The organism is Neorhizobium sp. NCHU2750 (genome assembly GCF_003597675.1).
GTDB lineage: Bacteria > Pseudomonadota > Alphaproteobacteria > Rhizobiales > Rhizobiaceae > Neorhizobium.
Genome location: NZ_CP030827.1, coordinates 4,003,866 through 4,026,987 on the forward strand (window position 1 = coordinate 4,003,866; position 23,122 = coordinate 4,026,987).

22 protein-coding genes are annotated in these 23,122 nt (G+C 62.4%); 5 read left to right on the forward strand and 17 right to left on the reverse strand.

From position 1 onward, the window contains the following. Window positions 1-191: 191 nt before the first annotated feature. The 4 genes from NCHU2750_RS19235 to NCHU2750_RS19250 all read right to left on the reverse strand — a co-directional run bounded on the left by NCHU2750_RS19235 (window position 192) and on the right by NCHU2750_RS19250 (window position 5,409). Window positions 192-2,210, reverse strand: coding sequence for an acetyl-CoA carboxylase biotin carboxylase subunit (locus tag NCHU2750_RS19235; RefSeq protein ID WP_119942210.1), 2,019 nt, complete (start codon window positions 2,208-2,210; stop codon window positions 192-194). A gap of 4 nt (window positions 2,211-2,214) precedes the next feature. Next, a complete protein-coding gene (locus NCHU2750_RS19240) occupies window positions 2,215-2,640 on the reverse strand; it encodes a hypothetical protein (RefSeq protein ID WP_245480289.1) in 426 nt (141 codons plus the stop codon). 95 nt (window positions 2,641-2,735) lie between these two features. After that, on the reverse strand, window positions 2,736-3,854 hold the full coding sequence (locus NCHU2750_RS19245; RefSeq protein ID WP_162939681.1) for an NnrS family protein: 1,119 nt from the start codon (window positions 3,852-3,854) through the stop codon (window positions 2,736-2,738). Further along, complete coding sequence (locus tag NCHU2750_RS19250; RefSeq protein ID WP_119942214.1) at window positions 3,847-5,409, reverse strand: UbiD family decarboxylase; 1,563 nt, start codon at window positions 5,407-5,409, stop codon at window positions 3,847-3,849. The genes NCHU2750_RS19245 and NCHU2750_RS19250 overlap by 8 nt, the downstream gene beginning before the upstream one ends. Window positions 5,410-5,519: 110 nt before the next feature. Here NCHU2750_RS19250 and ubiT point away from each other — a divergent pair, with 110 nt between their 5' ends. The 3 genes from ubiT to ubiV are packed head-to-tail and all read left to right on the forward strand — an operon-like array spanning window position 5,520 to window position 7,971. Next, window positions 5,520-6,059, forward strand: a complete 540-nt coding sequence (gene ubiT, locus NCHU2750_RS19255; protein WP_119942216.1) for a ubiquinone anaerobic biosynthesis accessory factor UbiT — start codon at window positions 5,520-5,522, stop codon at window positions 6,057-6,059. Further along, the gene (gene ubiU / locus NCHU2750_RS19260; RefSeq protein ID WP_119942218.1) at window positions 6,050-7,027 is read left to right on the forward strand and encodes a ubiquinone anaerobic biosynthesis protein UbiU; all 978 of its coding nucleotides are present in this window, start codon (window positions 6,050-6,052) and stop codon (window positions 7,025-7,027) included. The genes ubiT and ubiU overlap by 10 nt, the downstream gene beginning before the upstream one ends. A 5-nt stretch (window positions 7,028-7,032) precedes the next feature. Beyond that, window positions 7,033-7,971, forward strand: a complete 939-nt coding sequence (ubiV, locus tag NCHU2750_RS19265) for a ubiquinone anaerobic biosynthesis protein UbiV (protein ID WP_502703806.1) — start codon at window positions 7,033-7,035, stop codon at window positions 7,969-7,971. A 27-nt stretch (window positions 7,972-7,998) separates the two neighbouring features. On the opposite strand, the gene NCHU2750_RS19270 is transcribed toward ubiV, so the two are convergent. Together NCHU2750_RS19270 and yghU are read right to left on the reverse strand one after the other, a co-directional pair. Beyond that, a complete protein-coding gene (locus NCHU2750_RS19270) occupies window positions 7,999-8,376 on the reverse strand; it encodes a hypothetical protein (RefSeq protein ID WP_119942222.1) in 378 nt (125 codons plus the stop codon). A gap of 11 nt (window positions 8,377-8,387) precedes the next feature. Continuing rightward, on the reverse strand, window positions 8,388-9,293 hold the full coding sequence (gene yghU / locus NCHU2750_RS19275) for a glutathione-dependent disulfide-bond oxidoreductase (RefSeq protein WP_119942224.1): 906 nt from the start codon (window positions 9,291-9,293) through the stop codon (window positions 8,388-8,390). A gap of 269 nt (window positions 9,294-9,562) precedes the next feature. Here yghU and NCHU2750_RS19280 point away from each other — a divergent pair, with 269 nt between their 5' ends. Further along, the gene (locus NCHU2750_RS19280; protein WP_162939682.1) at window positions 9,563-9,805 is read left to right on the forward strand and encodes a hypothetical protein; all 243 of its coding nucleotides are present in this window, start codon (window positions 9,563-9,565) and stop codon (window positions 9,803-9,805) included. A gap of 136 nt (window positions 9,806-9,941) precedes the next feature. Here the strand turns inward: NCHU2750_RS19280 and NCHU2750_RS19285 are convergent, their stop codons facing one another. Next, entirely contained in the window at window positions 9,942-11,474 is a 1,533-nt protein-coding gene (locus NCHU2750_RS19285) for an acyl-CoA carboxylase subunit beta (RefSeq protein WP_119942228.1), read from the reverse strand. 246 nt (window positions 11,475-11,720) lie between these two features. Here NCHU2750_RS19285 and NCHU2750_RS19290 point away from each other — a divergent pair, with 246 nt between their 5' ends. Continuing rightward, window positions 11,721-12,758 (forward strand): NAD(P)-dependent alcohol dehydrogenase, encoded by a 1,038-nt coding sequence (locus NCHU2750_RS19290; protein ID WP_119942230.1) that lies wholly within the window; start codon window positions 11,721-11,723, stop codon window positions 12,756-12,758. 5 nt (window positions 12,759-12,763) lie between these two features. On the opposite strand, the gene NCHU2750_RS19295 is transcribed toward NCHU2750_RS19290, so the two are convergent. The 10 genes from NCHU2750_RS19295 to NCHU2750_RS19340 all read right to left on the reverse strand — a co-directional run bounded on the left by NCHU2750_RS19295 (window position 12,764) and on the right by NCHU2750_RS19340 (window position 22,946). Next, window positions 12,764-13,483 (reverse strand): ParA family protein, encoded by a 720-nt coding sequence (locus NCHU2750_RS19295; RefSeq protein WP_119943560.1) that lies wholly within the window; start codon window positions 13,481-13,483, stop codon window positions 12,764-12,766. Window positions 13,484-13,596: 113 nt separating this feature from the next. Further along, window positions 13,597-14,679, reverse strand: a complete 1,083-nt coding sequence (locus tag NCHU2750_RS19300; protein ID WP_119942232.1) for a protein-glutamate methylesterase/protein-glutamine glutaminase — start codon at window positions 14,677-14,679, stop codon at window positions 13,597-13,599. 10 nt (window positions 14,680-14,689) lie between these two features. After that, window positions 14,690-15,562, reverse strand: a complete 873-nt coding sequence (locus NCHU2750_RS19305) for a CheR family methyltransferase (protein WP_119942234.1) — start codon at window positions 15,560-15,562, stop codon at window positions 14,690-14,692. Next, window positions 15,559-16,047, reverse strand: a complete 489-nt coding sequence (locus tag NCHU2750_RS19310) for a chemotaxis protein CheW (protein ID WP_119942236.1) — start codon at window positions 16,045-16,047, stop codon at window positions 15,559-15,561. Before NCHU2750_RS19310 ends, NCHU2750_RS19305 begins: the two co-directional genes overlap by 4 nt. 4 nt (window positions 16,048-16,051) lie before the next feature. Next, window positions 16,052-17,842, reverse strand: a complete 1,791-nt coding sequence (locus NCHU2750_RS19315) for a methyl-accepting chemotaxis protein (RefSeq protein WP_119942238.1) — start codon at window positions 17,840-17,842, stop codon at window positions 16,052-16,054. Between the two features lie 147 nt (window positions 17,843-17,989). Next, the gene (locus tag NCHU2750_RS19320; RefSeq protein WP_119942240.1) at window positions 17,990-19,693 is read right to left on the reverse strand and encodes a methyl-accepting chemotaxis protein; all 1,704 of its coding nucleotides are present in this window, start codon (window positions 19,691-19,693) and stop codon (window positions 17,990-17,992) included. A 1-nt stretch (window position 19,694) separates the two neighbouring features. Next, a complete protein-coding gene (locus tag NCHU2750_RS19325) occupies window positions 19,695-20,234 on the reverse strand; it encodes a chemotaxis protein CheW (RefSeq protein ID WP_119942242.1) in 540 nt (179 codons plus the stop codon). Continuing rightward, complete coding sequence (locus tag NCHU2750_RS19330; protein WP_119942244.1) at window positions 20,231-22,255, reverse strand: chemotaxis protein CheA; 2,025 nt, start codon at window positions 22,253-22,255, stop codon at window positions 20,231-20,233. Before NCHU2750_RS19330 ends, NCHU2750_RS19325 begins: the two co-directional genes overlap by 4 nt. Next, window positions 22,252-22,620, reverse strand: a complete 369-nt coding sequence (locus tag NCHU2750_RS19335) for a response regulator (RefSeq protein WP_119942246.1) — start codon at window positions 22,618-22,620, stop codon at window positions 22,252-22,254. Before NCHU2750_RS19335 ends, NCHU2750_RS19330 begins: the two co-directional genes overlap by 4 nt. Beyond that, a complete protein-coding gene (locus NCHU2750_RS19340) occupies window positions 22,617-22,946 on the reverse strand; it encodes an STAS domain-containing protein (RefSeq protein ID WP_119942248.1) in 330 nt (109 codons plus the stop codon). The genes NCHU2750_RS19335 and NCHU2750_RS19340 overlap by 4 nt, the downstream gene beginning before the upstream one ends. Between the last annotated feature and the right edge of the window lie 176 nt (window positions 22,947-23,122).

Genomic DNA, 23,122 nt, shown 5'->3' on the forward strand with positions numbered 1-23,122 from the left:
CATGATTTTTATCTGAAAGCAGCGGCGGCAAAACTGCGTCGCAGTTTTGCAGTTCGGGACTGCGCCGAAGAAGAATAGGGCGACTTCGCGTTTCGAAGAAAAGCGGAGTTGCTCGAAAAACCCAGTCTCCAACCCGCGCTAGAGGGGACGGAGCAACGAGCCGACCCAATCCCGCTTGGCTGAATGCGCGACTATTCGAATTCGAGGATCAGCTCGTCCACGCCAAGGCTCTGGCCGGGCGTTGCGGCAACCCGTTTCACCAGTCCCTGCCGCTCGGCCTTCAGCACGTTTTCCATCTTCATCGCCTCGACAGTCGCGAGTGTCTGGCCTGCCTCCACCCGGTCGCCGGCTTCAACCGTGACCGAGGTAATCACGCCGGGCATCGGGCAGAGCAGCATTTTCGATGTGTCCGGCGGCACTTTCACCGGCATCAGCCGCGCCAGTTCGGCAATGCGCGGCGAGCGCACGCGGGCCGTCACGTCCATGCCGCGCCAGCGCAGCCGGATTGCCGATCCCGTCCGATCGACCTTCACCATCATCGCCTCGCCGCCGATATGGAAATCCGCAAGGCTCTGGCCCGGCAGCCATCCTCCCGCCGCAGCCAACCTCTCGCCATCGGCAAACAGGATGAACGCGCCGTCGGCGGAAGCGTCCAGCGTGATGGCTTCCTCATGGAGCATTTCGGTGCCGCCGGACAGGGTCACCACCCAATCGCGGCTCACCATCCGGCGCCGTTTCGACAGCGTGCCCGAAATCCACGTCGCACGCTCCTCCAGCGCCTGATGGACCAGTACCGCGATGGCCGCAAGTTTCCGCCCGTCCGAAGGCGCCGGCTTGACGCCGGAAAACCCGTCCGGAAATTCTTCCGCGATATAGGCGGTCGTCAATTGCCCGCTGCGAAAGCGCTGCTGGTCCATCACCGCCGAGAGGAACGGCAGGTTATGGCCGATCCCCTCCACCTCGAAGGCATCCAGCGCATCGCGCATGGCATCGATCGCGGTGATGCGATCTGCCGCCCAGCTGCACAGCTTGGCGATCATCGGATCGTAATACATCGAGATCTCGCCGCCCTCGAACACGCCGGTATCGTTGCGCAGGATCGCGCCGCTATCTTGCAGCCCCTCCACCGGCGGGCGATAGCGCGAAAGCCGGCCGATCGAGGGTAGGAAGTTGCGATAGGGGTCTTCGGCATAGAGGCGGCTTTCGATCGCCCAGCCGGTCAGCGCCACATCCTTCTGGCCGAAGGATAGCCGCTCACCGGCGGCAACCCGGATCATCTGCTCGACAAGGTCTACGCCGGTGACAAGCTCGGTCACCGGATGCTCCACCTGCAGCCGGGTGTTCATCTCGAGAAAGTAGAAGTTGCGTTCGCCATCGACGATGAATTCCACCGTGCCGGCGGAAAAATAGCCGACCGCCCTCGCCAGCGCCACAGCCTGCTCGCCCATCGCCTTCCGGGTCTCTTCGTCGAGAAACGGCGAGGGCGCCTCTTCGATGACCTTCTGGTTGCGGCGCTGGATCGAGCATTCCCGTTCACCGAGATAGAGCGTCGATCCGTGCTGGTCGCCCAGCACCTGGATCTCGATATGGCGGGGCTGGGTGACGAATTTCTCGATGAAGATGCGGTCGTCGCCGAAGGCGCTTTTCGCCTCGTTCTGCGACGAGCGAAAGCCTTCGCGGGCCTCGTCGTCATTCCAGGCGATCCGCATGCCCTTGCCGCCGCCGCCGGCCGATGCCTTGATCATCACCGGATAGCCGATCGACGCGGCGATCCGCACCGCTTCTTCCGCATCGCCGATCAGCCCCATATGGCCGGGCACGGTGGAGACGCCGGCCTCTGCGGCAATCTTCTTCGAGGTGATCTTGTCGCCCATTGCCTCGATCGCCTTGACCGGCGGCCCGATGAAGGCGATGCCGGCCTTTTCGAGCGCTGCGGCAAAGGCGGCATTTTCCGACAAAAAGCCATAGCCGGGATGAACCGCATCGGCGCCGGTCTTACGGATTGCCTCAAGAATGCGGTCGATGACGAGATAGGACTGGGCCGAGGGCGCCGGCCCGATATGCACGGCCTCGTCGGCCTGTTTCACATGCAGCGCGTTGGCATCGGCATCGGAATAGACCGCCACGGTCTGAATGCCCATCTTGCGCGCCGTCTTGATCACGCGGCAGGCGATTTCGCCGCGATTGGCGATGAGAATTTTCTTGAACATCGGGTCAGCGCTCGCCTTCGGTTTCGTCTTCGTCGCGGTACTTCCGGTCATAGGGAAGCATCAGGATCGCCGAGGCTGTCGCGGCCGCCCCGAACAGCGAGGCAAACGGCACCGTCACCAGAAGAAAGGGAGGAAGCGGATTTGCGGCGCGTGACAGCAGCCGCCCGAGCCCGCCTATGTCGAGCACGATCAGCGCCACGCCCACGGCAAGACCGATCAGCGCGCCGATTGCGGCATGAAGCGCCAGGAATTGCAGCATCAGCCGGTGGTCGCGGCGGGCCTCCTCCGGCGTCAGTCTCGGTTTGCGGGAATTATGCAGAAAGGCCTCGCGCGCCTTCTGTCTTGCGATACGCTGCCTGAGAAAGCGCGGCTTGAGCCAGCCGAACGGGTCGGGTGGTCCGGCCATCGTGAACACGAAGGGAAACGGCATTGTGTTGAACTCCTCACCAACACGCCATTTGTCGCGCGACCGGACGACGCGCTCAAGTGCTATTTTCGTCGTGTCTGATAAAGAGGTTCGTCAGGTCAATCGGCGCAGCGCGTGGGGGCTTTTCGCAAAATGAGGACGGCATAGCCCGCAAAGCCGAGAAGCCAGAATGCCTGCGCGACCGTCAGCAACAGCGATCGGTCGGGCAGGGCAGCATAGCCGACGCGTAGCGCCAGCGCGGCCGCAAGGCAGAGATAGGTCGCCGAACCGAGGGCTGAGCGGCGAAAGGACTGGCCGTTCCGCTTGCGCACGATCGAGGTGGCGATGGCGACTGCAAGCGAGGCGAGCCCGCCGATGGCAAGCACATGGATGGCGATGGCCGGTGGAAGCGGGCAGTCCGGAGCCGCATCCGCTGCAAGCAGCAGGAAACCGATGCGTTTGGCCGCAATCGCAAAGGTCATGAAGCGCACGCCGCCATGCCGGAATGCCTGCCAGGGTCTGATCCACGCCGTCCAGGCAAGCCCGCTGATACCGGCGATGGCTGCCGGCAGGGCGTGCGGCAGGCCGAAACCATAGAGCAGCAGGGTGGCAAGGCTCGCCACGCGCTGGATGATCGACAGCCATGCGGGGGGAGGTGGGCCCGCCGGCCGACCATCCAGCGCTCGGCCGGCCTCGATCACCATCGGAAAGATGCGGTTGCCGACTTCGAAACAGATCGACAGGATCAGGGCAAATCCCAGCATGGTGGCGCCCGGCCATAGGTCAAAAGCCGCCAGGATCCCGGTGCCGGCATGGGCGGCGGCAAGTGCCAGAAGCGGATAGACACGGGTCGCCCGTGCCCTGATCGCCGTGCCGGAGAGACAAAGCACCGTGATGAAGCCGACGATCGAACGGATCTCGGCCCCGATGCCGAGGTCGTAAAACCCGGCAAGAAACGCAAGCGCCTGAGCCGCAAGCATCAACCGGGTCAAGGCCGGTGAAAGGATCGGCCGGCCGATCTGGCGCGGCAGCGATTTCAGCATGAAGCCGAACAGCTGCACCAGCATGAAGCCGAAGATCAGTTCGTCGGCATGGCTCGAATAGTCGCCGTTCCAGATCTTGGGCGGGAAGGCAAGCGCCCGCATCGCCGTCAGCGCCGCAAGCAGAAAGGCCAGCCGGAAGGCATCGAACGGCATTCTTGGCGAAGGCGCGCTTTGCGGCGCGCCTGCCTCAGCCATCGCCATCGCGTGGGCGGGCTCGCTCGCCGAGGCCGAGTTCGTGCCACATGGCCGAGACGCGATCCTTCACCTCGGGCGCCATGTCGAGCACCTTGCCCCATTCGCGATCGGTTTCCGGTCCGATCTTGTTCGTCGCATCGAGGCCGAGCTTGCCGCCGAGGCCGGGTTTCGGCGAGGCGAAATCGAGGTAGTCGATCGGTGTATCGTCGAGCACCACCATGTCGCGCGAGGCGTCGAAACGGGTCGAGAGGGCCCAGACGACATCCGGCCAGCTGCGCACATCGACATCCGGATCGACGACGATGATCAGCTTCGTGTAGTTGAACTGCGCCAGCATCGACCACAGGCCCATCATCACCCGCCGCGCCTGGCCGGGATAGCGCTTGTCGATCGACACTACGATCACCCGGTAGGAACAGGCGTCCGGCGGAAGCCAGAGATCGACGATTTCCGCAAACTGCTTCTTCACCAGCGGAATGAAGAGCTCGTTCATCGCCTCGCCCATCACCGAAGGCTCGTCCGGTGGCCGGCCGGTATAGGTCGACAGGTAGACCGGCTTCTTGCGCATGGTGATGGCGGTGACCCGCATCACCGGAAACCGTTCGATGGCGTTGTAATAGCCGGTATGGTCACCGTAGGGGCCTTCCTCCGCCGTCTCTGTCGCCGAGACGATGCCCTCGATGACGATCTCCGCATTGGCGGGAACGAGCAGTGGCTGGGTTCTTGCCGGCACGACACGGGTTCGCCGTTGCCGCAGGACGCCGGCGAAGGAAAGCTCGCTCATCTCTTCCGGCAAAGGCATGACGGCGGACAGGATCGTCTGCGGGTCGGCACCGATGGCGATAGCGACCGGCATGTCCTGCCCCTGTCTCTGCCATTGCCGGTGATGGCCGGCCCCGCCGCGATGGTCGAGCCAGCGCATGATCAGCCGGTCGGGCCCGAGCTTCTGCATCCGGTAGACGCCGAGATTGACGTCATTGGCGTTGTCGAAACCGCGGGTCACGACAAGCGGCCATGTGATCAGCGGCGCAGGCTCACCCGGCCAGCACCACTGGATCGGCAGACGCCCAAGATCGATCTCGTCACCGGTCAGCACCACCTCCTGGCAAGGCGCCGAGCCGAGCTTGCGCACGCCGAGAGACAGCGCCGAGCGCAGCATCGGCCATTTGCCGATCGCCTCCTTCAGCGATGCCGGCGGTTTCGGCTCGCGCAGGTCACCGAGCAGGCGGGCAAGGTCGCCGATCCTGCCGGGCTGAAGTCCGAAACCGAGCTCGATCCGCTCGCGCGTGCCGAACAGATTGGCCAGAAGCGGCATGGCGACGATTTGCCCATGCTCATCCACCGGCTTTTCGAACCACAGCGCCGGCCCGCCCTCGGCCAGCACCCGCCGGTGGATTTCCGTCACCTCATGGACAAGGCTGACGGGCCTGGAAATGCGCTTCATCAGCCCACGATCCTCGAGCGCGCGGGCAAAATGCTGCAGGTCGTCGTACCGGGCAGGGGCGCCGGGGGCAGCCTCAGGGGCATCGATATCGGTGGTGGAAGTATGGGCCATGCTTCTCTGTGCCGGGAGAAACTCGCCAAGTCCTTGTCATAGCTCAAGTCGTTGGCCGGCGGGCGGCATTACCTTTTGCCGGATACAGATTTGAAAACCCCGGTCCACCCATGCAGATACCCCCCATTTTTGCCGCACCCCTCACCATGATCCCGATCCCGTTGATCGAGCGGATCTGCAAGGTCATGTTCGGCCGCATCGCCAAGGCCCATCCCGGCCTTTTCGAAAGGCTGGACGAGCACAGGGCAAAACGCTTCGCCTTTCTCCCGACCGATTTGCCGCTGGCCTTCGTCGTCGTGCCCGAGCGGCAGGAAATCTCGGTCATGCGCAAGCCTGCCGAGACCGGAACATTGGATCTGCGGGCCGATGCGGTCACCGAGGCACCGCTCTTCCTGCTTCTGGCGCTGATGGAGGGGCGCTGTGATGCCGATGCGCTGTTCTTCTCCCGCGATCTTTCGGTCACTGGCGACATGGAGGCGATGCTGGCCATGCGCAACGCACTCGATGCCAGCAGCATCGACCTGAGCGAGGATCTGGCCCGGCTTGCCGGCCCGTTTGCCCCGATTGCCGGCCGCATCATCGGTGAGATCAGAGATCGGGCCCTGAAGGACGACACTCTTTCGGCAAGGGAGAGCGCCTCATGGAACTGATCTGTCCCGCTGGCACGCCGGCCGCCTTCCGCGAGGCGGTCGATGCCGGAGCCGATGCCGTCTATTGCGGTTTCCGCGACGAGACCAATGCCCGCAATTTTCCCGGCCTCAATTTTTCAAGAGAAGAACTGAGGGAGGCGATCGCCTACGCAAAGAGCCGGCGCACTCAGACCTTCGTCGCGATCAATACTTTCATGCGCGCTGGTTCAGAAGAGATCTGGTACAGGGGCGTCGCCGATGCCGTGGCGCTCGGTGCCGATGCGTTGATCCTTGCCGATTTCGGCCTGATGGCCCATGTGGCCGAAAAACACCCTCAGCAAAGGCTGCACGTCTCCGTGCAGGCGTCCGCCTCCAACCCGGATGCGATCAATTTCCTCGTCGACGCCTTCAATGCCCAGCGCGTCGTCCTGCCACGCACGCTGACGATTGCCGACATCGCCCGCATCGGCAAGAATATCCGCTGCGAAATGGAAGTCTTCGTCTTCGGCGGGCTCTGTGTCATGGCCGAAGGCCGGTGTTCGCTCTCCTCCTATGCCACCGGAAAATCGCCCAACATGAACGGCGTCTGCTCGCCGCCGAGCCATGTGCGTTACCGCAAGGATGGCGGCGATCTCGTCTCCGAGCTCGGCGAGTTCACCATCAACCGTTTTCCGGCCAGTGAGGCAGCAGGCTACCCGACGCTCTGCAAGGGCCGTTTCGATATTGCCGACAGCAATGGCTATGCCTTCGAGGATCCGGTCTCGCTCGACGTCATGGGCGAGCTCGAGGCGCTCCAGGCCGCCGGCGTCAAGGCGTTGAAGATCGAGGGAAGGCAGCGCGGCAAGGCCTATGTGGCGGAAGTCGTGTCGACGATGAAGGCGGCCTTGAACAGCCCACCAGACCGGCGTGCCCCGCTTCTGGCACGTCTGCGAAGCATGAGTGAGGGCCAGAAGACGACGTCCGGCGCCTACGAGAAACGCTGGAGATGACATCCGTGACGAAGAAGATCAAAAGCGGGCTGACGCTTGGCCCGGTCTATTATCTCTGGAACCCGGAAAAATGGCGCGACTTCCATTTCCGCATTGCCGACGAGGCCCCGGTGGATCGCGTCGTCATTGGTGAAACCGTCTGCTCCAAGCGCCAGCATTTCATCGAGCCGCATCTGGCCGAGGTCGTCGAGCGGCTGGAAAAGGCCGGCAAGACGGTCATTCTCTCGACGCTCGCGCTGGTGACCCTCAACCGCGAGGCCAGGCAGATCCGCGATATGGCGGAGGTGAGCGAACATCTGATGGAGGCGAACGACCTCTCGGCACTGGCGATCCTGAAGGGCAAGCCGCACACGGTTGGGCCGCTGGTCAATGTCTACAATGCGCCGACGGCCCGGCTGCTCGCCAGCCGTGGCGCCACCCGCATCTGCCTGCCGCCGGAACTGCCATTTGCCTCGGTGAAACAGATTGCCGCCGAATGCCCGGATATCGACTGGGAAGTGTTCGCCTTCGGTCGCATGCCGCTGGCGATTTCGGCACGCTGCGCCCATGCCCGCTCCAAGGGGCGTATCAAGGACAATTGCCAGTTCGTCTGCGGCGAGGACCCGGACGGTCTTCCCGTCCGCACGCTGGACCGGCAATCCTTCCTGGCGCTCAACGGCGTGCAGACCGTGTCGCATGCCTGCCAGTCGCTGATCGGCGAACTGGACCAGCTTGTCGCATCAGGTATCCGTTCCTTCCGCCTGTCGCCGCAGGATTGCGACATGGTGGCGGTGGCAAAGCTCCATCGGGCCGTGCTTGACGAGGCGCTGGACCCGGACGAGGCAGTTGCCCGGTTGCAGAAGATCTATGCCGCTGCACCGCTGGCCAATGGTTTTCACCACGCTCGCGAGGGAGCCACCTGGGTGGCGCGCAGCCGCAGTCTCCAGGCAGCCTGGCCGGCTTGAAAAGGCCGGCTTCCGCCTGCGCTGCGGTCAGACCTCGAAAATGTCGTCAAAGCTTTCCGGAAAATTCTGCCGGGCGACCTTCTCGTTGATGATCAGCAGCGATTCATAGGAGAGGGGATCGAAATCCTTGTCGGCCGGGAGCACTTCCCGGCCGAAGAGAAGGCAGAGCCGCGCGGCATCGAGATTGCCCCGCTCGAACGGCTCCGTGCCGAAATGGTGCCACAGCGCATGCAGGAAGGCCGCATCGACACGGTGTTCCTTCGTGCCCGGTCGGGCCTTGCGCGGTATCGCCTTCAGCGGCGTCACGCCTTTCGGATTGGCGCGGCGGATGGTGAACTGGATCCCCGTGCCCGGCAGGCCACCCGGAAATCCCCGATGTTTGGTCATGTCAGGCAGGTTTGCCATGTTTCTTTTCCTCAGGCTTTCGCCAGCTTGTCAGCGGTTTTCGTATCGAAATCCGCTACGTCGTGACGTTCGTGCAATTGTTCCGACAGATCGCCGGATGTCCGGTTGACCATGCGGCCGCGCTGAACCGCCGGGCGTTCGCCGATCTGCTTCGTCCAGCGCTGCAGGTTCTTGTACTCGTCGACAGACAGGAAGTCGCCTGCGTCGTTATAGGCATCCTTGAGCGCCAGACGCCCATACCATGGCCAGATCGCCATGTCGGCAACCGAATACTCCTTGCCGGCCATGAATTCGTTTGCCGCCAGATGCCGGTCGAGCACGTCGAGCTGGCGCTTGACCTCCATCGCATAGCGATCGATCGCATATTTGATCTTCATCGGCGCATAGGCATAGAAATGGCCGAAGCCACCGCCGAGGAACGGCGCCGAACCCATCTGCCAGAACAGCCAGTTCATCGTCTCGGCGCGAACGCGCGCATCGGACGACAGGAAGGCGCCGAACTTGTCGGCCAGATAGACCATGATCGAGGCGGATTCGAACAGCCTGACAGGCGCGCCGCCATCCGCCGGCCGATGGTCCATCAGCGCCGGGATCTTCGAGTTCGGGTTGACGTCGACGAAGCCGGAGCCGAACTGGTCACCCTCGCCGATCCTGATCAGCCAGGCGTCGTATTCCGCGCCCGTATGGCCGGCGGCAAGAAGCTCCTCCAGCATGATGGTGACTTTCACGCCGTTCGGGGTGCCGAGCGAATAGAGTTGCAAGGGATGCTTGCCGACCTGCAGTGGCTTGTCATGCGTCGGCCCGGCGATCGGCCGGTTGATATTGGCAAACTGGCCGCCATTGCCCTTTTCCCATGTCCAGACCTTGGCCGGCTCGTATCCGGCAGGAAAATTGTCGGCGGAGGATTTCTCGGTCATAAAAATCGGTCCTTGCTTGGATTGGCATTCAGGCTGAGCGCCCGCGAATCCCATCTATATAGAAACAAAAAAGCGCCTTGCCCGCAGACAAAGCGCTTTTCAAGCCATGTTCAATTTTATTCAGCAGCTTGGGCGGGGGGCTTGGCACTATGATTTGGTGGTTGGTTCGCTGAACCCGCCCCAGCCTAAATGGATGGATTTCTCTTTGTTGCTCGTCAAGATTGTGTAAATTGGGCCGATAAGCCTATCCTTGTAGTTGAGGAGCCCAAGTGTCGAAAATGTCCGAAAATGAGCGTCTCAAGCTCAAGGCTACTGCTTTGGATCGGATATCTACGGTCGTCGTTTCCACCGCATTCATTGTTCCGCTGATTAATATCACGATAGAAGCAAGTGGTGATGGACTTCATCGGGACATCTCGGTGGCAACACTCCTGGTAGCCTGTGCTTGGATAATACCCTCGGCCCTGCTACATTTGGGTGCAGCAGAATTCCTGAAGGGTTTACAAGAATGACCGTGAATCTCTGGGATATCTATGTTTACGGGCCTTGGGTTCTCTCGCTCGTGGCGTTGGGAATATTGCTTTATGCCCGCTACCAAAATTCCAAGTGAGGCCTGGAACCTCAGCCGCTGATCTGCCCCGGCAACCTCTAAAGCGGTATCGTGTCGTGCTTCCTCCAGTGGGTCGCAATCTGCTTGTTCTTCAGCGAGGCAAAGGCCCGCGTGATCCGGCGGCGTGAGGAATGCGGCATGATCACCTCGTCGATGAAGCCGCGTTCTGCAGCGACGAACGGGTTGGCGAAGCGTTCTTCATACTCTTTCGTTCTGGCGGCGATCTTGTCCGGATCGGCAAGTTCCGACCGGTAAAGGATCTCGGCCGCCCCCTTGGCCCCCATCACTGCGATCTCGGCGGTCGGCCAGGCATAGTTGATGTCGGCACCGATATGCTTTGAGGCCATCACGTCATAGGCGCCGCCATAGGCTTTCCGCGTGATCAGCGTCACCATCGGCACGGTCGCCTGCGAATAGGCGAAGAGAAGCTTGGCGCCATGCTTGATGACGCCGCCATATTCCTGCGCCGTGCCCGGCAGAAATCCCGGCACATCGACCAGCGTCAGGATCGGGATCGAGAAGGCGTCGCAAAACCGCACGAACCGTGCCGCCTTGCGCGAACTGTCGATATCGAGGCAGCCGGCCAGCACCATCGGCTGATTGGCCACCACGCCCACCGTCTGGCCCTCCATGCGGATGAAGCCGGTGAGAATGTTTTTCGCAAATGCCTGCTGGATCTCGAGGAAATCGCCTTCGTCGGCGAGCGCCGTCACCAGCTCCTTCATGTCGTAGGGTTTTGCCGCGCTATCCGGCACCAGCGTGTCGAGCCGCATCTCCACCCGGTCCGGATCGTCGTGGAACGGACGGCTCGGCACCTTGTCGCGATTGTTGAGCGGCAGGAAGTCGAACAGCTGACGCACCGCCTCCAGCGCCTCGATATCGTTGTCGAAGGCCGCATCGGCAACCGAGGATTTCTGCGTATGGGTGCCGGCTCCACCGAGCTCCTCGGCCGTCACGATCTCGTTGGTCACCGTCTTCACCACATCCGGTCCGGTGACGAACATGTAGGACGTATCACGCACCATGAAGATGAAATCGGTCATTGCCGGCGAATAGACCGCGCCACCGGCGCACGGCCCCATGATCACGGAAATCTGTGGAATGACGCCCGAGCATTCGGCATTGCGGCGGAACACTTCGGCATATCCGGCAAGCGAGGCGACGCCTTCCTGGATGCGGGCGCCGCCCGAATCGTTGAGCCCGATCACCGGCGCCCCGACGCGCACCGCCATGTCCATGATCTTGCAGATCTTCTGCGCATGGGTTTCCGAAAGAGAGCCGCCGAGCACGGTGAAATCCTGGGAGAAGACATAGACCTGTCGCCCGTTGATCGTGCCCCAGCCGGTTACCACGCCGTCGCCGGCTATCCTGTTGTCCGCCATGCCGAAATCCACCGCGCGATGGGTCACATACATGTCGAATTCTTCGAACGAGCCCTCGTCGAGCAATACTTCGATCCGCTCGCGGGCCGTCAGCTTGCCCTTCGAATGCTGTGCGGCGATCCGCGCACTTCCACCGCCAAGCCGCGCTTCCGCACGGCGACGTTCGACCTCGTTCAACACTAAGCGCATATTTCCTCCCCGAAATATTTCTCATTTGTAGCGCAGTCGCGTCGTCCTGCAATGGCCGGCAAGCGCTTGTGATCGCCGCGGCGTGGAAAATTCGTATTACTCAAGCCGCCAAATCCGAACTTCCAGAAGCCCTGCCGGGGCAGTATGTATGTCGGCGCCGAATTCGCATCCCATGCCTTGGTCTCGTCACAGAGGCTGGGACGGGCTGGGGAAGGATGGCGCGACAACCTGAGAAGAGGACAGGATATGCAGGCTCTCGTACTGGAGCAAAAGGGCAAGCTGGCGCTGAGGGAGATCGATCTGCCGCTCGATGTCGGGCCGGGCGACGTCAAGATCGAGATCGATACGGTCGGCGTCTGCGGCAGCGACGTGCATTATTACACCCATGGTGCCATCGGCCCCTATGTTCTGCGCGAGCCGATGGTGCTCGGCCACGAGGCTGCCGGAATAGTCGTCGAGGTTGGCGCCGACGTTAAGGACCTGAAGGTCGGAGACCGCGTCTGCATGGAGCCGGGCATTCCGAACCTCTCCTCGCGCGCTTCCAAGCTCGGTCTCTACAATGTCGATCCGGATGTGCGTTTCTGGGCCACTCCGCCGATCCACGGCGTGCTGGCGCCCTACACCGTCCATCCGGCCGCCTTCACCTACAAGCTGCCCGACAACGTGTCCTTCGAGGAAGGCGCGATGGTTGAGCCGTTTGCCATCGGCATGCAGGCGGCAACCCGCGCCCGCATCCAGCCGGGCGATGTGGCCGCCGTCATCGGCGCCGGCCCGATCGGCATCATGGTGGCGCTCGCCGCACTTGCCGGTGGCTGCGCCCGTGTCTTCATCTCGGACCTGAGCGCCGACAAGCTGAAGATCGCCGGCCAGTATCCGGGCATCATCCCCGTCAACATCCGCGAACAGCCCTTTGCCGAGGTGATATCGGAACAGACTTCAGGCTGGGGTGCGGATGTCGTGTTCGAGGCGAGCGGCAGCCCCAGGGCCTATGAGGGCATGTTCGATCTGGTGCGTCCGGGCGGCGCCTTCGTCCTCGTCGGCCTGCCGGTCGAACCGGTCAAGTTCGACGTCGCCAGCGCCATTTCCAAGGAAGTGCGTATCGAGACGGTGTTCCGCTACGCCAATATCTTCGACCGGGCGTTGGAACTGATCGCGTCCGGCAAGGTCGACCTGAAGCCCTTGATCACCGGCACCTTCGATTTCAAGCAGTCGATCGAAGCCTTCGAACGCGCCGCTGCCGGACATGCCTCCGACGTCAAGCTGCAGATCAAGCTGAAGGGCTGAGACCCTCAGGCCGCCTGCCAGAACCGGCGGGTGGCCGTCGTCTCCGAAATCGGCTTCGTGCCCTTCAACGGCACGTGCCTGAGCATTTCGAGCGCGAAGGTGCGGGCATTCTGCTGTGCCTTGTCGAGATTGCTGACCCGGCTTTCATCCATCGAATGCAGCGTGCCGCCGAGATCGAAAATGTCGCGGAAGGCGGCACGTTCGATGATCGGGGTGGCGAGAACCTCGACCCCGCGGTTGAGAAGCAGCATCTTCACGGCAAGCAGTGCGCGGGTGGTGACCATCGAGTTGACGCGGGTCAGCACCACCGAGTGCGGCACCTTGATGCCGGCCTTCTCGTCGAGGAAGCGCAGCAGTTCGAGAACGTTTGCCCCGCCCTGGGCATCCATGGCGCAGCCCTGGATCGGGATCAGCACATGGTCGGAAAGCCCGATCGCCTTGGCCAGCAGCGGGCTCTGCGACCCCGGCAGGTCGACGATGAAATAATCCGTCGAATAGCGGTTGTCGGCGATATGCCGCTCGATCGATGCCTGGGTGACATAGGAAATCACGTTGAGCCGCGCCGGAGCATCGCCAATCTGGTGCCAGCGCGAGATCCAGCGCTGCGGATCGGCATCGAGTACGGTGACGCGATAACCGAGATGCGCAAGTTCGGTGGCGAGCAGCAGAACGGCAGTCGTCTTGCCGGCGCCGCCCTTGGTATTGGCGAAAGTGATGACGGGCATCTGGGAAACCCTGTTCGGATGAGGAACGAAAAACGCTTTGACCGCACCCTCATGATGCGCAGCGCCCATTCTTGGCGAACATGGTTAATAGGCAGTGAAGATCGGGCGCTGAGTTATCGCCTGCGATCGGCTGCCAGGATCTCGCGGGCGATCTGGTCGAGCGGCACGACGCGATCGACGCCGCCATGGGCGATGGCCTCCTTCGGCATGCCGAACACGACCGAGCTTGCTTCGTCCTGCGCCACGGTGAAGGCGCCGGCCTGGTGCATCTCGTTCATGCCGCGCGCGCCGTCATCGCCCATTCCGGTCATGATCACGCCCATCGCATTCGCCCCGGCGGAGCGGGCGGCTGAACGGAACAGCACGTCCACCGAAGGCCGGTGCCGGCTGACGAGAGGGCCGGCTCTGACCGAAACCTCGTAGCGTGCGCCGCGGCGCTCGAGCAGCATATGCTTGTCGCCGGGCGCAATCAGCACATGGCCGCGCAATACCGGATCGCCATCCTCGGCTTCCTTCACCTCGACCTCGCAAAGGCTGTTCAGCCGCTTGGCGAAGGCTGCGGTGAATTTCTCCGGCATGTGCTGCACGATCACCATGCCCGGAGAGTTCGCCGGCAGGGCTTCGAGAAGTTCGCGCAATGCCTCGGTGCCGCCCGTGGAGGCGCCGACACAGACGATCATCTCGGTTGTCTTGGCCATCGCGCCGACCTTCGGCGGCGGCAGGACTGCATCCGCGGTCAGCTTGCCGGGCACGCTGCGTTCGGTTGTCCGTCCGGCTCTGAGCTTCGAAACGCTGGCCCGCGCAGCCCCCTTGACGGCCTGGCGGATCTGTTCGGCATGTTCGGCGAGATGGTCTGCCGCGCCGATCCTGGGCTTGAGGATGATGTCGACCGCACCGGCATCCAGCGCCTGCATCAGTGTTTCGGACCCGGCTTCCGTCAGCGACGAACACATCACCACCGGGATCGGATGCTGTGCCATCAGCTTGCGCAGGAAGGTGATGCCATCCATCTGCGGCATCTCGACATCCAGCGTGATGACGTCGGGTATTTCCTCGCGGATCTTCCTGGCGGCCATGAAGGGGTCGTTGGCGACCCCCATGACTTCGATATCCGGATCCTCCGAAAGCAGGGTCGAGAGCGTTTGCCGCACGCTCGCCGAATCGTCGATGATCAGGACACGAATTTTTCCGCCCATGCTTTGCCTTTTATACCCGTTTGAAGACTGTGTTGGCGACCTGTCGGATCGGCAGGTTGAAGCCGGAGACCGTCTCGGAATGACCGATGAACAGATAGCCGCCCGGCTTCAGGCAGTCGCACAGACGCGAAAGCACCTTCTGCTGGGTTTCCTTGTCGAAATAGATCAGCACGTTGCGGCAGAAGATGATGTGCATCTGGTCGCCCACCGGATAGCTCGGATCCATCAGGTTGAGGCGGGCAAAGCCCACCTTCTGGCGCAGTTTCGGTGATATGCGCATGTCATGGCGGTGCGCATTGGTGGCGCGCATCACATACTTGCGCATCATTTCCGACGGTACCGGGCTCAGCATGTCGGAAGGATAGATGCCCTTCTGGGCTTTTTCCAGCACATCCGTCGAAAGGTCCGTCGCCAGCACGAAATAATCCCGCTCCGGTGCATGCGACTGGAAATAGTCCGACAGGATCATCGCCAGCGTATAGGGTTCGGCACCGGTCGAGCAGGCGGAACTCCACACCCGGATCCTGCGGTCGGAAAACTGCCGCAGGATGTCGCCGAGCGCATGGTCCCACATGTAGTCGAAATGTTTCGGCTCGCGGAAGAAATCGGTCTTGTTGGTGGTCACCACGTCGATCAGGTAGATCGCTTCCTTGTCGATGCCGCCCTGATTGAACAGATAGTCGCAATAGGCGTCGAAGGTTGCGATGCCGGTCACCCGCAGCCGGCGGCGAAGCCGGCCTTCGAGCATGGTCGTCTTGTTGAGCGGCATCTTGATGCCGCTATAGCCATAGATGAATTTCGACAGCGCATCGAAATTGCGTTTGCTCAGCCTGTCATCCAGCGGCTGGGGCCGTAAGGCCACGTTCACGCCGGGACCCGTCATGCGACCTGGGATGTCGGCGCGACGCCGGCAAGCGCCGGGCCGGCATCGGAAAACAGCCGGGCAAGATCGATGATCACGACAAAACCGCTGTCGCGGCGAACCACGCCGGCAATATAGTCAGACCGCCAGCGGATGCCGATATCGGGGGCATCTTCGATCTGCTCGGGCCTGAACGGCACCACTTCATAGACCCGGTCGGCGACCAGCCCGAGTGCCAGCACCTTTTCACCGATCGGCACGTCGAGAACCAGCATGCGCGTATGCGGCGTCTTGACGGTCGGGCTCATGCCGAGCCGGATTCGGAGGTCGATGATCGGCACGCCCTGACCGCGCACGTCGCGCAGGCCGAGGAGATAATCCGGCCCGTGCGGGATCTTGAACGCATCCTCATGATCGAGGATTTCCCGCACCACCTCCACAGGCACGGCGAAGAGTTCCTCGCCGAGGCTGAAGGTCACGAATTGCTTTTCAGATGATGCGGCCATGGTCTCAAGCACTTTCCCGGAAATCACTGTCCTCACGGTCGGGTCCGCCCATCGACATGTCGAGCGCGAAGCCCTTGGCCCGTGCCTGCTGGTTGGCGATGGATTGTTCCGTCACCGCCCTGGAACGTCCCTGCGGCGCCGACCGGACATTTGCCTGATTCTGGCGGGCGGGCGCATTGGCATTGTTGCGCTCCACCCGGAAGAAGGCAATCGACGCCTGCAGCTCCTCGGCCTGCGCGGCCAGCTCTTCCGAGGTGGATGACATCTCTTCCGAGGCACCGGCATTCTGCTGGATCACCTTGTCGAGCTGCTGGATCGCCTCGTTGATCTGCGTGGCGCCGATATCCTGCTCGCGGCAGGCAGCGGAGATCTCCGAAACCAGCTCGGCGGTCTTCTGGATGTCGGGAACGAGCCGGTTCAGCATGTCGCCGGCCTCTGTCGCTGCCTGCACGGTATCACCGGACAGCGAGCTGATTTCGGCGGCTGCGGCCTGGCTGCGCTCGGCAAGCTTGCGCACTTCGGAAGCGACGACGGCAAAACCTTTGCCATGCTCGCCGGCACGGGCGGCTTCGACGGCGGCATTGAGCGCCAGAAGGTCGGTCTGGCGGGCAATTTCCTGCACGATCGAGATCTTCTGGGCGATCGTGCGCATCGCGGCAACGGCCTGTGCAACAGCCTGGCCGGAGGCCTCGGCATCCTTCGACGACTGCCGGGCGATCTTTTCCGTCTGGGCGGCGTTATCGGCATTCTGCTTGATGTTGGCGGCCATCTGCTCCATCGAGGCGGAAGCCTCTTCGGCGGCGGCTGCCTGTTCGCTCGCCCCTTCCGAAAGCTGTTCCGAGCCGGCCGACAGTTCCTGGCTGCCGGAAGAGACGTTGTCGGAGGCCGACAGCGCGTCGGCGACGACGCCGCGCAGGCGCTGCACCATGCTTTCGAGCGAGATCCCCAGCGTGTCGCGGTCCGAAAGCGGCTTCGGCGTCACGGTCAGGTTGCCGTTCGAGATCTGGTCGGCAATGGCGGCCGTGTTGCGCAGGTTGGAGGTCATCACGTTGACCTTGGTGACAAGGTCGCGGATTTCGTCATTCGACTTGATCTCGACCGTGTGGTTGAGATCGCCGATGCTGACGGCTTCTGCAACCGACATGACCCGGGCAAGGCCGCGGCTGATGCCGAGTGCGATCCAGATGGCGGCCAGTGCGGCGAGCAGCAAAGCCCCGGCGGCGACCGCGATCATCACCAGGCGGGTATGGGCATAAAGATCGTCGCCCGCCGCATCCGCCTGTGAGAGCCGGGTCTTTTCCATCGAAACGATCTGGGTGAAAAGATCATCCATCGAGGCGGTCAGGTCGCGGGCTTCGACGGTGGAGACACGCAGCGCGGTGGCACTGTCGCCGCTTGTGACTGCGGAGCGGATGCGATTGTCTTCGATACGGAACTGCCCGGTCATGCTGGCGAGCTTCTGCCAGATCGGCTTGTCCTCGTCGGTTGCCTTTGACAGTGCCTGCTGCAGCGTGTCGTCGAAATGCGACCGAGCCTCATCCGAAAGCGAGATATATTTCTGGATCTCGGCTGCGTTCTGCGCAGTCAGCAGGCTTTTCTGCTCTCGGATCTGCTGCAATTGCCCGACATCCAGCTCCTGCGCCAGCTCAAGCCGCGCCGCAGGGCCCTGCAGCACGTCGCCGAGATTGTCGTTGAGATTGCCGAGACTGAGAACTCCGTAGCCGGCGGTTCCGATCAGCATCAGAATGATGAGCCCGAAGGCAAGTGCTAGTTTGAGTTTGATGGTGAACCGCATCGCCATATCCTTGAAAAAAATTCATTATCGGGAGCCCCTCGTCGGCTCCTGTGCGAAGATTGATGCACTCACTCTTGCGCCACTAAATTCCATGCCGCCTGCCGAAGGCGGAAATGGATCCGGGCCTTGCGGCCCGGATCATGTCAATCATGCGCTTTCGCGGAAATGATCGTCGTCCGCATCCGGTCCGCCCATCGACATGTCGAGAGCGAAACCCTTGGCTCTTGCCTGCTGCGCATGAACCGCCTGGCTCGGATGCGCGGGCGCCTTGTAAGCAGACTTCGCGGCTGGCCGCGGGGCCGGCGCGTGATGCGCATGGACAGAAACCGCCGGGCGCTTGGCAGCCTGCTTGGCTCCTGCCTGATCGACCCTGAAGAAAGCGATCGAGGCCTGCAGTTCTTCCGCTTGGGAAGCGAGCTCCTCGGAGGTCGCAGACATCTCTTCAGAGGCACCGGCGTTCTGCTGCGTCACCTTGTCGAGCTGCTGGATCGCCTCGTTGATCTGGCTTGCGCCGATATCCTGTTCGCGGCAGGCGGCCGAGATTTCCGAAACCAGCTCCGCCGTCTTCTGGATGTCGGGCACCAGACGGTTCAGCATTTCACCGGCTTCGGTGGCGACCTGCACGGTATCGCCGGAGAGCGCGCTGATTTCGGCGGCGGCAGCCTGGCTGCGTTCGGCAAGCTTGCGCACTTCGGAGGCGACGACGGCAAAACCCTTGCCGTGTTCGCCGGCGCGAGCGGCCTCGACGGCGGCATTCAATGCGAGAAGATCGGTCTGGCGGGCGATTTCCTGCACGATCGAGATCTTTTCGGCAATCGTGCGCATGGCGCCGACGGCGCGGCTGACGGCTCCGCCCGAAAGCTCGGCATCCTTGGACGACTGGCGGGCGATCTTTTCCGTCTGGGCGGCGTTGTCGGCATTCTGCTTGATGTTGGCAGCCATCTGCTCCATCGAGGCGGACGCTTCTTCCGCGGCGGATGCCTGTTCGGTTGCGCCCTGCGAAAGCTGTTCGGAGCTGGCCGAGAGTTCCTGGCTGCCCGAGGAGACGTTGTCGGAGGCAGAAAGCGCATCGCCGACGACACCGCGCAGGCGCTCGATCATCGTGTTGACGTAACCGAGCAGATCGCCGATCTCGTCCTTGCTGCTGATCGTGGCAAAGCGTGTCAGATCACCCTCGGCAACGTTCTGCACGGCGCTGACGGCATTACGCAGGCCCTTGCTGATGCTCATAGCGATCCAAATGGCTGCAAGAGCGGCAACCAGGAAGGCCGCGACTGTGATCGAGATCATCACCGTTCGCGTCTGGGCATAATCGATATCGGCCTGGTCATCGGCGGCCTGAAGACGATCCTCTTCCATCTTGATCACCTCGGCGAGCAGGGAATCAATCTGGTTGGTGACCGAACGCGCTTCGTTGCTGGAGATACGATTCGCGCCGGTGGCATCGCCTGCCAGCATCAGGGAGCGGATCTGGTCGTCTTGCTTGCGGAAATCGGCAACGAAACCAGCGAGCTTGTCCCAGTTGGCACGCCCTTGGTCGGTGGCACGCTCCTGAACCTGCTTGAAGGTCTGGTCGAAATCCTGGCGGGCGGCATCGCTTCGGCCGATATAGGTCTTGACGTCGTCGGCGCTCGTGGAGAGCAGAAGGTTCTTCTGCTGGCGGATCTGCTGCAACTGGTCGCTGTTGAGGATCTGCGTCAGTTTCAGTCGGGTCGCTGGACCCTGGATGACGTCTCCCATGGCGTCGTTCAGGTTGCTGAGGCTCATGATGCCGTAGCCCGCGGTCACGATCAGCATCAGAATGATGAAGCCGAAGGCCGAAGCCAGCTTGAGTTTGATCGAGGCACGCATTTTATCTTTCTCCGTCGGAAGGCGACCAGGAACGAGCTCCACCGGCGGCGGGCTGATCATGCTGGGCCGAGAAAATAACCTGAAGGTTGGGAAGGATGATGAATTCGCTGCCGCGCTTGACGAGGCAGTCGATGAAGTCCGGTCGCCAGCGCATGCCCACGCTTGGCGGCGGTTCGCCGGCCGAGCGCATCAGCGTCGTCACCTCGTTCACCTTGTCGGTGCGAATGCCGGTAAGCACGGGCTCGTCATCGATTTCGATCTCGATGACGACGATACGGCTGTCGATCGTCGGCTTCGTCGCCTCCATACCGAAGGCGAGCCTGATATCGGCAAGCGGAATGACCTTGCCGCGGAAATTGATGACGCTGCCGACAAAGGCCTTGGCGCCCGGCACCGAGGTTTCCGGCAGAAGATCAAGGATTTCCTGAACGATGAAGGCCTCGAGCGCAAAGGTCTCGCCGGCGATCTCGAAGGTCAGCACCTCGAGTTCGTCACGGCCATTCCACAGGTCTTCGGAGACTTTTCTGACCGCTTGGTTCATCCGGCTGCGCGCAGATGCGCCTCCTGTTGCTGTCCTTCGGCGACCAGATGGCCGACGTCGAGAATGAGTGCGACGCCACCGTCGCCGAGGATCGTCGCACCCGAGAAGGTCGCGACGTCATGATGAAGCTTCGACATGCCCTTGATGACCGTCTGGTGGTCGCCGATGATCTGGTCGACGACCAGACCGACACGCTCGGCCCCGGTTGAGACCACCACCACCTTCTGGAACGGATCGGGTGTCGTGCCGGTGCGGAAGAGGTCGCGCAGGCGCAGGAACGGCACAAGGCTGTCACGCAGCGAGATGAAGCTGCGGCCGCGCGAGCGCATGTCTTCCTCGACCGAGAGTTCCAGGCATTCTTCCACCGCCGAAAGCGGGATCACGTAGCGGGCATTGCCGACACGCACGAGCAGTCCGTCGATGATGGCGAGCGTCAGCGGGATGGCGAGCGAGATTTCCGAACCTTCGCCTGGCCGGCTGACGACGTTGATCGTGCCGCGCAGCGCATCGATCGTGCGCTTGACCACGTCCATGCCGACCCCGCGGCCGGACAGGTTGGTGACCTGGCTTGCGGTGGAAAAGCCCGGCTGGAAGATCAGCTGATAGAGTTCCTGGTCGGTTAGCACGGCATTGGCTGCGATCAGGCCGGACGATTCCGCCTTGGCGCGGACGCGTTCCTTGTTGATGCCGCGACCGTCGTCCTTGATGGTGATGATCACTTCGCCGGCCTGCTGGCGGGCGGAGAGATGAATGTGCCCGGCCTCTGTCTTGCCCGCACCGAGCCGTTCCCCGGCCGTCTCCAGCCCGTGGTCGCAGGAATTGCGCACCAGATGCACGAGCGGATCGGCAAGCCGTTCGATGACGCTCTTGTCGACCTCGGTCGTCTCGCCTTCGGTGATGAGCTCGATCCGCTTGCCCGTCTCGATGGCAAGATCGTGGACGAGGCGGCGGAAACGGCTGAACAGATGCGCGACAGGCACCATCCGCAGCACCATCATCGTGTCGCGCAACTCTCCCGACAGGCGTTCCACGTCTTCGGAGACGGCGCGCAATTGCAGGTCGCCACTGCCGCCGGCAAGCTGCGAGAGCCGCGACTGTGCGATGACGAGTTCGCCGACACGGTCCATCAGTTCGTCGAGACGCTCGGCCGGCACCCGGACGTTTTCGCTGGCCTTGGCAGCCTTCGCATCCGTTGGAGCATTGCTCGGGGCAGGGGCTGCTGCCGCCGCAGCCGCGGATGCTGCAGGTGCCGGCATAGTTGCCGCAACGGGCGCTGCTGCCGGGACCGCCGCGACAACGGCAGTGGACGGCGCTGCTGCCGGCGCCTCGGCCGGCGCTGCAACCTCCTCGACCGCAAGCTCCATGTCGTCCATCACGAAGATGAACACGTCGTCGATCGCCGAGCGTGGCTGATCGGTCAGGAGCTCGACGTTCCAGGCGATATGCAGGTCGGTCGGCGCAAGATCGTCGAGCGAGGGGATTTTCGAGCGGTCTGCAACGATCCGGCAGGTCCCGAGGTCGCGCAACTCGTCGAGAAGCGGCAGCGGGTTCGTGCCGTTTGCCATGGCATTGACGGGGAGGGCGAAGCGGATCTTGTAAAGTGTCTGGGCTGGCTTGGCGGCCGCAGGAGCCGTTTCGGTCTTGCTGGTACCGTCCACCGCATGGCGCAGGTTGGCGAGAAGCGCCTCGCTCATCGCCTCATGGTCGCCATTCGGCGTTTCCACCAGCGCTCGCATGTGGTCCTTGGCTTCGAGTACGGCGGTGACCAGTGCATGGGTGGCGGGAACTTCGCCCTTGCGCACCCGGTCGAAGGCCGTCTCGCAATGGTGGGTAAAGGCCGCCAGTGCCTCGAAGCCGAACATTGCGCCCGAGCCTTTGAGCGTATGCAGGCCGCGGAATACCGCGTCGATTTGATCCTTGTCGCCGAGGTTCACGTTCAGGTCGAGCAGCCCTGCCTCGACCTGTTCCAGAAGCTCGGCCGCCTCTGTCCTGAAAACCGCGATAGGATCGGGAAAGCTCATTTGCCGAGCACCTTCCTGACGATCTTGACGAGGCTTTCCGGATCGAAAGGCTTGGTCAGCCAGCCGGTTGCGCCCGCGGCCTTTGCCTGCTGCTTCAGCTCTCCGTCGGATTCCGTCGTGAGGAAGATGACCGGCACGCCCATATGCGCGGGCAGTTTGCGCAGCTCGCGGATCATCGTCAGGCCGTCCATGTTCGGCATGTTGAGATCGGTGACCACCAGATCGAACGCACCGGCATTCAGCTTGGCAATGCCGTCGACGCCATCGACCGCTTCGGTAACCTGGTAGCCGGCATTCGAAAGCGCGACCCGTGTCGTCAGCCGGATGCTTGCCGAATCGTCGACGGTCAGGATGTTGGCGCTCATTGAATGTCCCCTTGGTGAAGCCAGAATTTCGTATCCTCGGCCGACATGTCTTCTAGGAAGCCACTGCGACGCAGCGTCTCGAGCAGTGCCCCGCTTGCGGGTTGCGAAAGCGCAATGCTCTTGCCGGCCGTTCCGGCATAGACGCGGGCAGCTTCGACCACCTGCAGGAAGCTGATGTCGACCTGCACGTCCGCCGCCAGCTCTATCGTGCCGGCGTCGTGCTTATCGATGAATTTGAGCATGTCTTCACGCACGGCGACGATCGCCCGAACGGTGAGGTTTGTCGGCAGGGACAGGCATGCTTCACTATGACCGGTAGTACTCATACCTTTTCCAAACGCCTTCAAATATGCTGAAATCGCTCGTCAAAATTGAGCCATCATACTTAATGACTGGTTAATCAGGGTCGGTGAGTTTTCATGCGGCATTACTGGTAGCCAGCATTTGCAGGCTGTTCATATCTGCTGAAAATTAACCAATCGAACCGAAACCGCCCGAGCGT

Excerpts from the sequence above, each read along its gene's own strand:
- NCHU2750_RS19330 (WP_119942244.1), bottom strand. The coding sequence starts at position 22,255 with ATGAGCTTTCCCGATCCTATCGCGGTTTTCAGGACAGAGGCGGCCGAG.
- NCHU2750_RS19320 (WP_119942240.1), bottom strand. The coding sequence starts at position 19,693 with ATGCGTGCCTCGATCAAACTCAAGCTGGCTTCGGCCTTCGGCTTCATC.
- NCHU2750_RS19245 (WP_162939681.1), bottom strand. The coding sequence starts at position 3,854 with ATGGCTGAGGCAGGCGCGCCGCAAAGCGCGCCTTCGCCAAGAATGCCG.
- NCHU2750_RS19305 (WP_119942234.1), bottom strand. The coding sequence starts at position 15,562 with ATGACGGGTCCCGGCGTGAACGTGGCCTTACGGCCCCAGCCGCTGGAT.
- NCHU2750_RS19270 (WP_119942222.1), bottom strand. The coding sequence starts at position 8,376 with ATGGCAAACCTGCCTGACATGACCAAACATCGGGGATTTCCGGGTGGC.
- NCHU2750_RS19335 (WP_119942246.1), bottom strand. The coding sequence starts at position 22,620 with ATGAGCGCCAACATCCTGACCGTCGACGATTCGGCAAGCATCCGGCTG.
- NCHU2750_RS19290 (WP_119942230.1), top strand. The coding sequence starts at position 11,721 with ATGCAGGCTCTCGTACTGGAGCAAAAGGGCAAGCTGGCGCTGAGGGAG.
- NCHU2750_RS19235 (WP_119942210.1), bottom strand. The coding sequence starts at position 2,210 with ATGTTCAAGAAAATTCTCATCGCCAATCGCGGCGAAATCGCCTGCCGC.
- NCHU2750_RS19340 (WP_119942248.1), bottom strand. The coding sequence starts at position 22,946 with ATGAGTACTACCGGTCATAGTGAAGCATGCCTGTCCCTGCCGACAAAC.
- NCHU2750_RS19250 (WP_119942214.1), bottom strand. The coding sequence starts at position 5,409 with ATGGCCCATACTTCCACCACCGATATCGATGCCCCTGAGGCTGCCCCC.
- ubiU (WP_119942218.1), top strand. The coding sequence starts at position 6,050 with ATGGAACTGATCTGTCCCGCTGGCACGCCGGCCGCCTTCCGCGAGGCG.
- NCHU2750_RS19310 (WP_119942236.1), bottom strand. The coding sequence starts at position 16,047 with ATGGCCGCATCATCTGAAAAGCAATTCGTGACCTTCAGCCTCGGCGAG.
- NCHU2750_RS19315 (WP_119942238.1), bottom strand. The coding sequence starts at position 17,842 with ATGCGGTTCACCATCAAACTCAAACTAGCACTTGCCTTCGGGCTCATC.
- NCHU2750_RS19295 (WP_119943560.1), bottom strand. The coding sequence starts at position 13,483 with ATGCCCGTCATCACTTTCGCCAATACCAAGGGCGGCGCCGGCAAGACG.
- yghU (WP_119942224.1), bottom strand. The coding sequence starts at position 9,293 with ATGACCGAGAAATCCTCCGCCGACAATTTTCCTGCCGGATACGAGCCG.
- NCHU2750_RS19300 (WP_119942232.1), bottom strand. The coding sequence starts at position 14,679 with ATGGGCGGAAAAATTCGTGTCCTGATCATCGACGATTCGGCGAGCGTG.
- ubiT (WP_119942216.1), top strand. The coding sequence starts at position 5,520 with ATGCAGATACCCCCCATTTTTGCCGCACCCCTCACCATGATCCCGATC.
- NCHU2750_RS19285 (WP_119942228.1), bottom strand. The coding sequence starts at position 11,474 with ATGCGCTTAGTGTTGAACGAGGTCGAACGTCGCCGTGCGGAAGCGCGG.
- NCHU2750_RS19325 (WP_119942242.1), bottom strand. The coding sequence starts at position 20,234 with ATGAACCAAGCGGTCAGAAAAGTCTCCGAAGACCTGTGGAATGGCCGT.
- NCHU2750_RS19240 (WP_245480289.1), bottom strand. The coding sequence starts at position 2,640 with ATGCCGTTTCCCTTCGTGTTCACGATGGCCGGACCACCCGACCCGTTC.